This is a genomic window from Catellatospora sp. NPDC049609 (genome assembly GCF_040675365.1).
Classification (GTDB): domain Bacteria; phylum Actinomycetota; class Actinomycetes; order Mycobacteriales; family Micromonosporaceae; genus Catellatospora.
Map to the genome: position 1 here is coordinate 23,821 of NZ_JBFAOU010000076.1, position 12,011 is coordinate 35,831.

Consider the following 12,011-nt stretch of genomic DNA (forward strand, 5'->3'; position numbering starts at 1 on the left):
TGTCCTTCCCTCCCCAAGGCTGACACGGGGGCCTCGCCGGTGTGGTGTCGTGCCGGAACACTCCGGCAGACACCAACGCCACCTTGCCGGATATCGTTTAGCCGGGTCCCACCGCAGCGAGCACTGTGCTGTGCGCGTTGGGCAGGCCATGGAGCACCTGTCCGCTCGATCCAGCAGACAGCGTTGACGACCCGCCTGTGGTGAGGGCACGTACGGCCGCGAAGCGGGCGCACCGGGTAACGACGGCTCCCTGGAGGTTGGCACTCAAACGCGGACGGGGAACTAGACGAAGTCCAGGTACGTAGTATGCACAGTCGGCATCGTCGCTGATGAGAATGAGTTTCGCTAGCGTACGCGGAGATCACGTGGATATGATCATCAGGGCAGTCGCGGATAAGGACCATGATGGCGTCCATGCCATCTTGGCTAGCGACCAGGTAATTCAAGGGTCCATGCGTGTGCCGTTCGCGCCACTGTGGCAGACGAAGGAACGTCTGACCTCCAGGCGAGGGGTGCACCAGGTTGTGGCAGAGACTGAGGGAATGGTAATCGGGTTCTGTGAACTCATAACATATCCTGATGAGCCGAGACATCGTCATGTGGCCGAACTGAATCTTCTGGCGACTCATCCAGACTGGTGCAACAGGGGAGTTGGACGAACGCTGGCGCTAAAGATGATCGACTTGGCAGAATCGTGGATGAACATTAGCAGGATCAGCCTTGTTGTGTTCGTTGACAACGACCACGCTATCAAGCTGTACACGAGCCTAGGGTTTTCAATCGAGGGGACTATGCGCGGCTATGCCTATCGTGCAGGTAGTTGCATAGATGCGCATGTTATGGCGCGCGTGCGCTAAAAGCGCATTTGTCACGTATTTCCGGCTGCTTGCAGTATCGCTAGTATGGCCTGGTACCGTTTGCCTACGAGTGGTTATAGACGGACGGTGCCATATTCGGCCGCGCGGCGGTCGTGCCTGGGGAGCGTCCGACGTCTCGTCCCAGCGACTCCTCGTGATGAACGGCCTTCACCGACACTGATGCGTTCAGATGCACCGCACGATCGTGGCGTCGACGGTGCCACAGTCACAGATGCACGTCCGCGATGGAGCCGTCGTGGACGATTGCGACGCCGCGCCTTTTAGGCGCGAACCTGGACAGGTAGTCGGTCAGGGATGGCAAAACAGCACGGGACTCATCGATCATTGGAGTTCTACGCTTCAACGACAGGAGTGCCGTGCCTGCCGTGCCATCACCGCTGCTCGACCCGATCTGGGTCCAGTTGGCCGCACTGCTGCCCGCCCGACCTGAACACGACCCCGGACACCGGCTGGGCTGCCACCGCCGCCGTATCCCCGACCGGATCGTCGAGCACATCATCAACGCCTTGGTTCACGGTCCGGATACGAACGCATCGCCAGCCCGGCTGCTCCGACCGCAGCATCCGCCGCATGGCCGACTGGGCCGCGCTGGCCTCGCCCCGGCAACTGCACGCGCTGGCCCTGGCCGCCTACGACCACATGATCGGCCTCGACGTGCACGACATCGCCATCGGCGGCGCCAACACGATCCGTGCCCGGGTCACCATCCCGTACGCGGCCGAAGGCCGCCAGCCCAGGGCGTGCACCGCGGGGCGCTCATCAGGGTCGAGAAAAATCGCATAGGAGCTTGTCGAGGGCATCGGCGTGTTCTGCCACCCCGCTCGCAGCGACAGCGGCACCGACACGCCGCGACGGGTGCGGCGCCATGGCTACCGTGGCCAAGCCCCACACCCGAGTCGACCATGACCTCGCTGCGCCAGCGTCTGACCGTGCACCCCCGCGGCCACTGGCCAACGCCGGCCGCCGTCGACGTGCGCTACCACGGCACCTTCGCCCACGTCACCGGCAGACTGCCCAACGGCCCCATGGAGTGGGCCTTCTCGTCAGCGGTTCCGAGTCTGCGATCATGAAGTCATGAGCCACTTGATTCGAGCTGTGACTTGCGACGACGCGTCGGAACTGGCGGAATTGCTTCGCGTCAATCGCGGCTTTCTGGAGCCTTGGGAGCCGGTGCGAGATGACGCCTACTTCACACCGGAGAACCAGCGCGAAGTGATCAGCGCAGCGGTTGCCCAGCATGAAAGCGGGTCGCGTTTCCCTGTGTGATAACCGACGCGGGTCGTCTGATCGGGCGAATCACGCTGAGCGACATCGTGCGAGGGCCGTTTCAGTCGTGCCGGCTCGGATATTGGGTAAGCGCGGCCGAGAACGGACGCGGCTTCGCCACTACGGCTGTCGCTGAAATTGCCAGCGTGGCCTTCGGTGAACTGGGGCTTCACCGGATAGAGGCCGGGACGCTGGTGCACAACGTCGGATCGCAGAGGGTTCTGGAACGAAACGGCTTCAAGCGAATCGGCCTTGCGGAGAGCTACCTCCGCATTGCAGGCATGTGGCAGGACCACGTCTTGTACCAGTTGCTGGCGGCATAGGGAAGGGTGACCGCCAACCAGCGGTGTCCAATCGCTCGTTGGAAATGGCTCAAATCTGTTCACAGATTTGCACGGTGCAGATAGGAGCTTCAGCCAGCGGCACGGGCGCTTCGCGGCACGGCCGGAAAGCTGCCTCCTGCCACCGGCGGCTTACTGCCCGGCCCGGACCTGGTCGCGACCGTTGCGTTTGGCCCGGTAGAGCTCCATGTCGGCGCGCTCGACGAGCTCCTCGGGGTCGCGCCGGGCGACCGGGGTCGTCGACGCGACGCCGATGCTGACCGTCACGATGCCCTTGCCCGCCAGCACGTGCGGCTCGGCCAGCGCGGCGACGGCCTCGCGCAGCCGCTCGGCCGCGCGGGTGGCGGCCGTGATGTCCATGCCCGGCATCACCACCGCGAACTCCTCGCCGCCGTAGCGGGCGACCAGGTCGGTCGTACGCAGGTTGCGGGTCAGCTCCGACGCCACGCGCTGCAGGCAGTCGTCCCCGGCCGGATGGCCGTAGTGGTCGTTGTAGAGCTTGAAGTGGTCGATGTCGACCATCGCCACGGCGATCGGGCGGCCGGTGCGCCGGGCGCGCGTCCACTCGTCACGCAGCATCTCCTCCAGCCGCCGCCGGTTGGCCAGGCCGGTCAGCGCGTCGGTGGTGCTCAGCAGCTCCAGCCGCCGGTTCGCCGCGGTCAGCTCCTCGGTGCGCCGCGCGACCTTGCGCTCCAGGGAGGCGTACACCGAGGCGTTGTCCAGGGACACCGCGAGCTGCCCGGCGATCAGCATCACCGCGTCGAGCCGCTCGGTGGAGAACGCCTCGCGGATGAGGTGGTTCTCCAGCAGCAGCAGCGCCTGCCAGCCGCCCCGGTGGATGATCGGCACGACCAGCAGCGAGCAGCAGTCCAGCTCGGCGAAGTACGGGTCGCGGGAGAACCGGTCGTCGCGGGTGGTGTCGCCGACCACCAGCGGCTCACGGGTGCGCTCGACATAGCGGATGGCGGTGGCGGGCACCGCCGGGCGCCCGTCGGCGCGCGGCTCCTGCGGCAGCGACCAGCGCTGCTGGTCGTCGTCCCAGAGCAGCAGGTGCACGGCGGTGGCGCCGGTCATGTCGCTGAGCACCTCGACGACCCGGCCGCGTACGCCGTCGAAGGTGGTCTGCGAGCTGAGCGCCTGCGACGCGGCGAGGATGGCCAGCAGGTCGATGGTGCTGGTCAGGATCGGCGCCTGGCCTGACTCGGCGGCCTGGTCGGGCGGCGGCGGGCGCAGGGCGGTCAGCGCCGGGCGGGCCGGGTGGGCGCGGTCGAGCTGGTCGACCTTCGCGCTGGCGCCCCAGGCGTGGTAGGCATGCCGGGCCGCGGCGAGCACGTTGTGCCCGGCGGCCTGCATGTCGTGGGCGAGGTAGAACCGGGCCGCGCGTTCCAGCAGCAGGGCGCGGTGCCACGGCCGGTGCCGCACGGCGGCCTCCCGCTGCGCGGCGTCGTACGCCTGCGCGGCGGTCTGGAAGTCGCCGACCGCCCAGGCCCGCTCGGCCCGCAGGAACAGCAGCAGGTGCGCGAAGTTGTACGGCGCGTCCGCCGCGCGGGCCGCCAGCCAGTCGACCTCGGCGTCCAGCTCGGACAGTGCCGTCTGCCGCGCGTCGGCGGGCAGGCCCGCCTCGGGTGCGCCGGCGGGCCGGGCGCGCAGCTGCTCGGCCAGGTCGAGCCCGTGCAGCAGGTGGGTCAGCGCCACCGGATAGGTGGCCGGGTTGACCGGCAGCATGCCGGCCGCCGCGGTGACATGGCGGTGCAGGGCGGGCATGTCGTCGAGCAGCGCGGCGGTCAGCGCCCGGGTCACGTGGACGTTGAACACCGCGACCGGGTTGGCCGTGGGGCCGTCGGGCACGGCCTCCTCGCCGTCCACCGGCTCGCCGCGCAGCACCGCGGCCAGCCTGCGGTAGGGCTGGTACACGTCGGTGGACTGCTCGTTGCCGGTGCGGGTGGCGAAGGCGAGCCCGGCGTCGACCTCGGTGAGGTAGCTGTCCAGTGTCGGCGCGTAGTCGAGCATCTGGTAGACGGTGACGTAGTAGGTGTGGCAGGCCTTCTGCAGGTCACCGCCGTGCAGCAGCCCCTCGCGGGCGAGCTGCGCCTGGCGTACGGCGTCCTCCAGCGGCTCGTACCAGTGGCCGGTGCTGAGCGCGTACAGGAAGCGGGCCTGCGAGGTGTCGGGCTCGTAGGCGCGGGCCTCGCCGACGGTCATGATGCGCAACATGGCGCGGTAGCCGGTGCGGAAGTCCTGCCGCCGGCCCACGGTGACGAAGGTGATGTGGCTGACCGGGCCCACCAGCGTCGCGATCGGACCGTGGGTGATCCACATGCGCAGCGCCTGCAGCGTCAGCCACGCCAGGGTGGGCTGGCTGCTGAAGAACGCGGGGGCCATCATCCGGTTGAGCAGCGCCGCGGTGGCCAGCAGGTTCGGGTCGGCGACCTCGGGCCGGGCCAGGTCGGTGCCGACGTCGCCGGCGTCGAGCCAGCGCTCCAGCAGTGCCAGCCCCTCGTCGATCTCGGCGTCGATCCGCTCCGGCGCGGGCACGGGGAAGCCGAGATGGCCCAGCATGTCAAGGCCCAGTGCGACCGCCTCGCCCGGCCGGCCCTGGTTGGTCAGGCCGTTGACCTGCATCAGGGTCGCTTCCGCGTGGTCGGCCGGGCGCTCGCACAGCAGGGCCAGGGCCCGGTACACCGCGTCGGCCTCGTCCAGGCGGCCGAGGCTGTAGAGCGCGCTGTGGCGCACCGTCATCAGCCGGTTCAGGGTCGCGGTGTCGGCCGGGTCGGCGAAGTCGATCGCGATCGCGAGGTAGCGGTCGGCGAGGCCGTGGTTGCTGACCACCAGCGCCTCGTCGGCGGCCTGGGCGAGCAGCCCGGAGACGCGGCGCCGCTCGGCCGGGTCGCGCACGAGCCCGGCGACGGCGTAGTACTGGTGCGCCGCGGCCTCGGCGAGGTCGGGTTGCGCGGCCAGCCGCCGGGCCAGCCCCAGCTGCAGCGCGGCCTTGGCGGTGGGCACCATCCCGTCGAGGATCGCCTGGTGTACGCGGTCGTGCCGGAACCGCACCGCCTCGCCGCCCTCGCCGGCCTCCAGCACGAGCAGCCCGTCGTCGAGGGCCGGCACCAGCCTCTCCTCGATCTCGGCGGCCGGGCGGCCCCCGGCCACCTGCAGCAGCTCCAGGTCGGCGCGCCCGCCGAGGCAGGCCATGATCTCCACCAGCAGCCGGGTGTCGGTCGGCAGGGCGCGCAGCCGCGTGGTCCACATGTCGGCGATGTCGGCCTGGCGCAGGTGCCGGGACAGCTCGGCGGACTCCCAGTCCCAGCCGTCGGGGCCGAGGGTGAGCACCCGGTCCCGGCGCAGCGAGTTGATCAGCTCGACGGTGTCGTACGGGTTGCCGTGGGTGCGCTGGGCCACCGGCCCGGCCAGCTCGGCCGCGTCGTCGGCGTCCAGTTGCAGCAGGTCGCCGACCAGCTCGGTGGTGCTCGCCGCGGGCAGGTTGCCCAGCCGGACCCGTTCGGGCTCCACCCCCTGCCGCCGCCAGCGCGCGATCATCGCGGTCAGCGGGTGGGTGGCGTCCACCTCGTCGTCCCGGTACGCCATGACCAGCAGCAGGCCGTCGGGCGGCCCGTCGGAGACCAGCATGTCCAGGTAGCCCAGCGGGGTGCGGGTGGCCCACTGCAGGTCGTCGATGAACATGACGATCGGCCGCTTGGGCGAGGCGACCGCGGCGAGCACGTCCACGCCGATGCGCTGCATCCGGGCCTGGGCGTAGAGGCTGTCGCCGACCGACGGGTCGGGCTCGACGCCCATCAGCACGCCCAGCTCCGGCTGCACGGCCGCGAGCAGCCCGGCGTTGCGGCCCAGCGCGTGCAGCAGCCGGGCGCGCACCTCGGCGACCTCCTCCTCGGGCTCGGCCAGCAGCAGCCGCCCGATCGCGCGCATGGCCTGCCGGGTGCCGTCGAACTCCAGATCCCGGCGGTGCTGGTCGTACTTGCCGGAGACGAACCAGCCGCCGCTGCTGGACGCGATCGGGCGCAGCTCGTCGATCAGCGACGTCTTGCCCACCCCGGGCGGTCCGCTGACCAGCACGCCGTGGCTGAGGCCGGTCATCGCGTCGGCGAACGCCGCGCCCAGGGTCCGGATCTCGGCCTCCCGGCCGACGATGCGGGAGCGGGGGAGCAGCCGCAGCGGCACGTCGTTGGCGCCGACGCGGAACGACGCCGGTGCGCCCGGCGCCGCGTCGCGCAGCAGCGCGAGGTCGTGGGCGAGCCCGTCGGCGGTCTGGTAGCGCTTGTCGGGCTCCTTCTCCAGCAGGTGCATGATCACGTCGGACAGCGCGACCGGCACGTCCGGGTTCACCTTGGCGGGCGGGTCGGGCATCCGGGCCAGGTGGGCGTGCGACAGCCGCAGCGGGTCGCCGGTGCCGAACGGCGGCTCGCCGGTGGCCAGCTCGTACAGGGACGCGCCCAGGGCGTAGAGGTCGGCGCGCTGGTCGACGGGGCGCCCGGTGCGCCCGGTCTGCTCGGGCGCGAGGTAGGGCAGCGTGCCCACGATCTCGTTGTGGTGGACGAACTCGGGCCGGATCTCGGCGAACGTGGTGGCGAGCTCGAAGTCGATCAGGCACACGCCGCCCCGGGCGGCCTGCACGACCTTGGCGGGGCAGACGTCGCGGTGCACCACGTGCCGCCGGTGCATCCGGGCCAGCGTGCGGGCGAGCTCACCGCCGATCGCGATCACGTCGGCGATCGGCAGCGGCATCGGCCGGCGGTCGAGGGTGGTGCCCCCGACGTCCTGCAGGACCACCGCGTCCGGCACGGTGGGCCAGTCGGCGAGCTGGGCGATGCCCTCGGTGCCGCGCAGCCGCCGCAGGATGGCCGCCTCGTGCCGGGCCCGCCGCGGCGCGTCGTCGCCGAGCGGCTCCTTCAGCACGACGGTGCGGCCGCCGGGCAGGAACAGCCGGGTGATCCGGGTCCGCTCGGTGAGGTGCAGCACCTCACGCCGGGTGTCGGCGGGCAGTGGGTCGCCTGCCGGACTCCCGCTGCTCGTGCCCATCGTCCGCCCCGGAATCCGTCAAAGCCCCAGTCCCATCGGTGCCGATGTGAAGCGTTCTCGGCACCCAGAATAGCCCTTTTGTCGGTATCGCGAGGGCGCGCGCACCGGCCAGCCCGTCAGCGCACCGCGCTCGCCGCCGGCTCGCCCGCGGCGGCGGCGAGCGCGGTGCGCAGGTGCCACAGCACCTCGGTGGCGACGTCCTGATACGCGGTGAGGTCGCGCTCGGCGCGGGCCAGCAGCAGCGCCCCCTCGGCGGCGGCGATCACCAGGGCGCCCAGCGCCCGCGCCGTGGCGGGTTTGCACCCCTCGGCACGGAACGCGTGCTCGAGCACCCCGCGCCAGTCGGCGAAGGCCTCGGCGACCACGGCGTGCAGCGGCTCGTCCGGCCCCACGTCCAGGGCCACCCCGGCGATCGGGCAGCCGCCCTTGAAGTCCGTCTTGCGCAGCCAGTTCGCCATCGCGGTGAAGTAGCCCGCGACGGCGTCCAGGGCCCGGCCGCCCGGCGCGTCGCCGCCGACCTGGACCCGGTTGCGGCCGGCGTACCAGCGCAGCGCCTCGGCCGCGAGCTGCTCCTTGCCGCCGGGGAAGTGGTGGTAGATGGAGCCGCGCGGCGCCCCGGACCGGGCGATGACGTCGCCGAAGGACGTCGCGGCGTAGCCGCGCTCGGCCAGCAGCAGCGCCGCGGCGCGCACCATCTTCTCGCGTGCATCGGTGGTCATGGCTGTCCCCTTGACTATGACGGCCATCATAGCGCACCATCGGATTATGATGCTCGACATAGAACGGCAGCTCGCTGCGGTCGAGATCGTCTTTCGCAGCGTGGACGAGGCCGACCTGGCGCAGGTGCTCGATCTGCACGCGCGGTGCTCGGCCGACAGCCTGCGCCGCCGCTACACCTCGGGGGTGGGCGCGCCGTCCCCGGCGCGCATCGCGCGGATGCTGGCCCCGGCGTCCGGGCACACCCTGCTCGCGGTCGTCGCGGGCGGGGCCGGCGACGGGCAGGCGGTCGCCATGGGCCAGCTGTTCCGGATGGGTGACGGCACCGCCGAGATCGCGTTCCTGGTCGCCGACGCGTGGCAGCGCCGCGGTCTCGGCACCGAGCTCGCCCGCCGGCTGGCGGCGCTCGCGCCCGCCTTCGGGTTCGGCGGCGTGGTGGCGCACGTGCTGTCGGCCAACCGGCCCGCCCTGCGCGTGCTGCGCCGCCTCGACACCGACGGCGCCCTGTCCGGCGAACCGCGCTGGGAGCACGACGGCCCGCTGGTCACCATGCGCGCGCCCGTCGGCACCGCCCGGCCCGTGCGGGGATGACGAAGGGGAGGTGCCCGGTCCGGCCGGGCACCTCCCCTTCTTTCACGCAGTCCCGCTCACTGCTTCTTGAGGCACAACGTGTACTTGAGGATCCGGCTGGCCGAGGTGTAGGTGTAGGCCGCGTCGTAGGGCTCTGTCGCGCCGAGCGGGCCATCGCACGCCTTCGCGTCGGTGGTGCCCGGAATCGATGCGACGATCTTGTAAGTGCCGGGACCGCAGGGTGCGTCCTGCAGGTCGGGCCTGCTGTCGGTGCCGTCGTTGCGGACACACCGGCCCTGCCGTGGTTCGAACTCGGGCGACGGGCTCGCCGTCGGTGTGCGGCTCGCCGGCGCCGCCGCGGTCGGCCTGGCCTCCGGCTCCTCCCGGTCGCCGAAGAAGAGGTTCCACCCGCAGCCGACGATGCACACGCCGAGCAGGAGCAGTGCCACGCCGGAGAGCGCGAGCCCCACCTTGGCGCCGCGATTCGACGCGGGCTGCTGCTGCGGTGTGCCGTACGGCTGTGGCTGCCCCGGTGTCTGCTGCCCGAACTGGTCGAATCCAGACATGATTGTTCCCCCGTCCCCGTAGAGGCCGGCGCGACCTCCCGCGCCGGCCGGCTCCCGGGGACCCTACCGGCCGGGCGACCCTCCTATGTGTCCCGAGTGATCGTGCTCTCGCGTAATGGAATCGCCCCAGGACAGCGGACCGAGCCGGCCCGATCGCCACGAGCGGTTCGGATGATCGGAAACGCATTTCCCGGAGTAGCGCTTCGTCGGCGATTGTTTCGTGATCAAGGTCAACCGGTTCAGTCCAGCCCAATGCGTATCCGTTGATTAATGCGCTGACCTGCGGCGAAAATAAAGACGACCTTGGAGAGAGCGCTCCCCGGATTACCTGATATAAAGGATGCCATGACGAGCAGTCGGCCGAACGGCCTCCAGCGGTCCCCGACGCTGGAACAGGTCGCGGAATGGGCGGGGGTGTCCCGGTCGACCGTCTCGCGCGTCATCAACGGGGTGTCCACGGTCGATCCGGAGCTGCGGGAGCTGGTGCAGCGCGCCATCGACGCCACGGGATACGTGCCCAACCTCGCCGCGCGCTCGCTGGTCACCCGGCGCACCGACTCGGTGGCGCTGGTCGTGTCCGAGCCGGACGACCGCAACGACTCCGGCGAGCCCTTCCTGAACAGGATATTCACCGACCCGTTCCTCGGCCGGATCACCGCCGGGGCGCTGGAGGTGCTGCGGCCGGAGGGCATCCACCTGGTGATCATGCCCGCCGAGTCGCCCGCCCACGACCACGTGCTGCGCTACCTGCGCCAGGGCCACGTCGACGGGGTCCTGCTCATCTCCAGCAGCGCCGCCGACCCGTTCCCGCAGCACCTGTGCGACCTGGGTGTGCCGGCGGTGCTGTCGGCGCGTCCGGCCAAGCCGCTGCCGATGAGCTACGTCGACGTCGAGCAGCAGGTCGGTGCCAAGCTCGCGGCCGAGCACCTGCTCGCCATCGGCCGCCACCACCTGGCGACCATCTCCGGCCCGCTGGACATGCCGTCCAGCCTGGACCGGCTGGCCGGGTTCCGGGCGGCGCTGGCGGTGCACGGGCATGCGTACGTGCCGTCGGCGGCGGGCAACTTCACCCGCGCCAGCGGGGAGAGCGCGGCCCGCGAGCTGTTCGCCGCGCACCCGGAGATCGACGGGCTGTTCGTCGCCAACGACCTGATGGCCGAGGGCGCGCTGCAAGCCCTGCGCGACCTGGGCAAGCGCGTGCCCGACGACGTGGCGGTGGTCGGCTTCGACGACAGCATCGCCGCGCTGCAGTGCCGCCCGCAGCTGACCACTATTCACCAGCCGCTGGAGGAGATGGCCGCCGAGATGGCCCGCCTCCTGCTCGCCCGCATCGGCAAGCACGACGCCAAGCCGCGTTCGGTGATCTTCCACCCCCGTCTCATCAGGCGCCAGTCCACCTGAGCCGTGCTGCCGCAGCGGCACCCCCTCGTAGGTCGCGCACCTGCCCTAGCATGAGGCCACATTGGTCACATGACGGGGGAGAAGCCATGAGCCTGGCCGACGAGCTGCTGAAGCTGCAGCAGCTGCGGGACTCCGGCACGCTCACGGACGCGGAGTTCGAGCTCGCCAAGCAGAAACTGCTGCACGCGCCGTCGGCGGCAGCCGCGCCGGCACCGCAGATCGTCGTGCCGGAGATCAATCTGCTCAAGGAGGTCGACCCGGCCGTCACCCGCGTCGCCGACAAGGCGGTGGACTATCAGGGCGTCACGAGTGTGCTCGGCATCGTCGCCTTCATCATCGTGGCATCGATCATCGCCTTTGGCGCGTGCTCGATGATCTCTGACCGCCCGTCGCCCGGCGACCACCGCGGGCCCTCGCTCGGCGGCATCTGCGACCAGCCGAACGTCACCTGTTATCCGTGACCGGCCGGGCCAGCCCGGCCAGGCGGTCCAGATCCGACTGACGGGTGCCCGCCACGGCCGCGGCCAGCGCCTTGACGGCCGGGTCGGTGCCGGCGGACTGCTCGGAGCCCGCCAGCATGCGGCACTGCTCGAAGTGCTCGCGCATGCTCGTGACCAGCATCAGGTCGAACTCGGCCCCGGACTTCGTCGCCAGCAGGGCCAGGTTCTCCTTGGTGATCATGCCGGGCATGTCGTGGCCCTCGTGCGGGTTGGTCTCCGGCGCGCCGGTCCTCGCCAGCGCCTTGCGCAGCTCGGTGACCTCGACGTCGTGCTGCCGCGCCACCTCGGCGGCGAAGGCGCCCAACGCCGGGTCGCCCGTGCGCCGCGGTGCCAGCCGCAGCGCCGCCAGCATCCGCTCGTCGAGCGCGATCATCAGCTGGGTCCACGCGATGTCGGTGCTGATCGCACCCGCCGACGCCACCACCGGCGCCCCGGAAGCCGCCGCCGCGGCCGAGCCGGCCGAGCTCACCCCGGCGCCGGACGGGCCGGCCGGCGGCCCGCCGCACCCCGCGACGAGCAGCACCGCCGCGCAGGCGTACACCCGGAATCTCATCGCGGACCTCCACCGGCACGCTGCGTCGATCTTGCGCGAACTGTTGCCCATTTGTCCGATGGGAGTGTGTCGTACCCACAGTCCGCGCAAGATCGGCGCGGGAAGGGGGCGCCGGGCGCGCGGGACCTCCGCCGCGACGTCCAGCCCGGACAGGTGCCGCTCGCCCCCGGCGACCAGGGACG

The 12,011-nt window shown here is 71.1% G+C and carries 8 protein-coding genes and 2 pseudogenes; 6 read left to right on the forward strand and 4 right to left on the reverse strand.

From position 1 onward, the window contains the following. The first annotated feature begins 371 nt into the window (after window positions 1-371). The 3 genes and pseudogenes from AB0J67_RS21545 to AB0J67_RS21555 all read left to right on the forward strand — a co-directional run bounded on the left by AB0J67_RS21545 (window position 372) and on the right by AB0J67_RS21555 (window position 2,467). Window positions 372-857 carry a GNAT family N-acetyltransferase gene (locus AB0J67_RS21545; protein ID WP_363485192.1) on the forward strand — a complete coding sequence of 162 codons (486 nt, stop codon included), beginning with the start codon at window positions 372-374 and terminating at the stop codon, window positions 855-857. A 377-nt stretch (window positions 858-1,234) separates the two neighbouring features. Continuing rightward, a pseudogene (locus AB0J67_RS21550) lies at window positions 1,235-1,579 on the forward strand (IS5/IS1182 family transposase); the annotation flags it as partial. 373 nt (window positions 1,580-1,952) lie between these two features. Next, window positions 1,953-2,467, forward strand: a pseudogene (locus AB0J67_RS21555) (GNAT family protein). A gap of 150 nt (window positions 2,468-2,617) precedes the next feature. Here the strand turns inward: AB0J67_RS21555 and AB0J67_RS21560 are convergent. Together AB0J67_RS21560 and AB0J67_RS21565 are read right to left on the reverse strand one after the other, a co-directional pair. Continuing rightward, window positions 2,618-7,522 carry a diguanylate cyclase gene (locus AB0J67_RS21560; RefSeq protein ID WP_363485183.1) on the reverse strand — a complete coding sequence of 1,635 codons (4,905 nt, stop codon included), beginning with the start codon at window positions 7,520-7,522 and terminating at the stop codon, window positions 2,618-2,620. A gap of 116 nt (window positions 7,523-7,638) precedes the next feature. Beyond that, on the reverse strand, window positions 7,639-8,241 hold the full coding sequence (locus AB0J67_RS21565; RefSeq protein ID WP_363485184.1) for a TetR/AcrR family transcriptional regulator: 603 nt from the start codon (window positions 8,239-8,241) through the stop codon (window positions 7,639-7,641). 46 nt (window positions 8,242-8,287) lie between these two features. Between AB0J67_RS21565 and AB0J67_RS21570 the strand changes: the two genes are divergently transcribed. Further along, window positions 8,288-8,830, forward strand: coding sequence for a GNAT family protein (locus tag AB0J67_RS21570; protein WP_363485185.1), 543 nt, complete (start codon window positions 8,288-8,290; stop codon window positions 8,828-8,830). 56 nt (window positions 8,831-8,886) lie between these two features. Here the strand turns inward: AB0J67_RS21570 and AB0J67_RS21575 are convergent, their stop codons facing one another. Then, the gene (locus AB0J67_RS21575; protein WP_363485186.1) at window positions 8,887-9,375 is read right to left on the reverse strand and encodes a hypothetical protein; all 489 of its coding nucleotides are present in this window, start codon (window positions 9,373-9,375) and stop codon (window positions 8,887-8,889) included. Between the two features lie 345 nt (window positions 9,376-9,720). On the opposite strand from AB0J67_RS21575, the gene AB0J67_RS21580 reads away from it, so the two are divergent. Together AB0J67_RS21580 and AB0J67_RS21585 are read left to right on the forward strand one after the other, a co-directional pair. Next, on the forward strand, window positions 9,721-10,776 hold the full coding sequence (locus tag AB0J67_RS21580; protein ID WP_363485187.1) for a LacI family DNA-binding transcriptional regulator: 1,056 nt from the start codon (window positions 9,721-9,723) through the stop codon (window positions 10,774-10,776). An 86-nt stretch (window positions 10,777-10,862) separates the two neighbouring features. Further along, window positions 10,863-11,237 (forward strand): SHOCT domain-containing protein, encoded by a 375-nt coding sequence (locus AB0J67_RS21585; protein WP_363485188.1) that lies wholly within the window; start codon window positions 10,863-10,865, stop codon window positions 11,235-11,237. On the opposite strand, the gene AB0J67_RS21590 is transcribed toward AB0J67_RS21585, so the two are convergent. Beyond that, on the reverse strand, window positions 11,221-11,829 hold the full coding sequence (locus tag AB0J67_RS21590; RefSeq protein ID WP_363485189.1) for a DUF305 domain-containing protein: 609 nt from the start codon (window positions 11,827-11,829) through the stop codon (window positions 11,221-11,223). The genes AB0J67_RS21585 and AB0J67_RS21590 overlap by 17 nt on opposite strands. Window positions 11,830-12,011 lie beyond the last annotated feature (182 nt).

Excerpts from the sequence above, each read along its gene's own strand:
- AB0J67_RS21560 (WP_363485183.1), bottom strand. The coding sequence starts at position 7,522 with ATGGGCACGAGCAGCGGGAGTCCGGCAGGCGACCCACTGCCCGCCGAC.
- AB0J67_RS21570 (WP_363485185.1), top strand. The coding sequence starts at position 8,288 with ATGATGCTCGACATAGAACGGCAGCTCGCTGCGGTCGAGATCGTCTTT.
- AB0J67_RS21575 (WP_363485186.1), bottom strand. The coding sequence starts at position 9,375 with ATGTCTGGATTCGACCAGTTCGGGCAGCAGACACCGGGGCAGCCACAG.
- AB0J67_RS21580 (WP_363485187.1), top strand. The coding sequence starts at position 9,721 with ATGACGAGCAGTCGGCCGAACGGCCTCCAGCGGTCCCCGACGCTGGAA.
- AB0J67_RS21565 (WP_363485184.1), bottom strand. The coding sequence starts at position 8,241 with ATGACCACCGATGCACGCGAGAAGATGGTGCGCGCCGCGGCGCTGCTG.
- AB0J67_RS21590 (WP_363485189.1), bottom strand. The coding sequence starts at position 11,829 with ATGAGATTCCGGGTGTACGCCTGCGCGGCGGTGCTGCTCGTCGCGGGG.
- AB0J67_RS21585 (WP_363485188.1), top strand. The coding sequence starts at position 10,863 with ATGAGCCTGGCCGACGAGCTGCTGAAGCTGCAGCAGCTGCGGGACTCC.
- AB0J67_RS21545 (WP_363485192.1), top strand. The coding sequence starts at position 372 with ATGATCATCAGGGCAGTCGCGGATAAGGACCATGATGGCGTCCATGCC.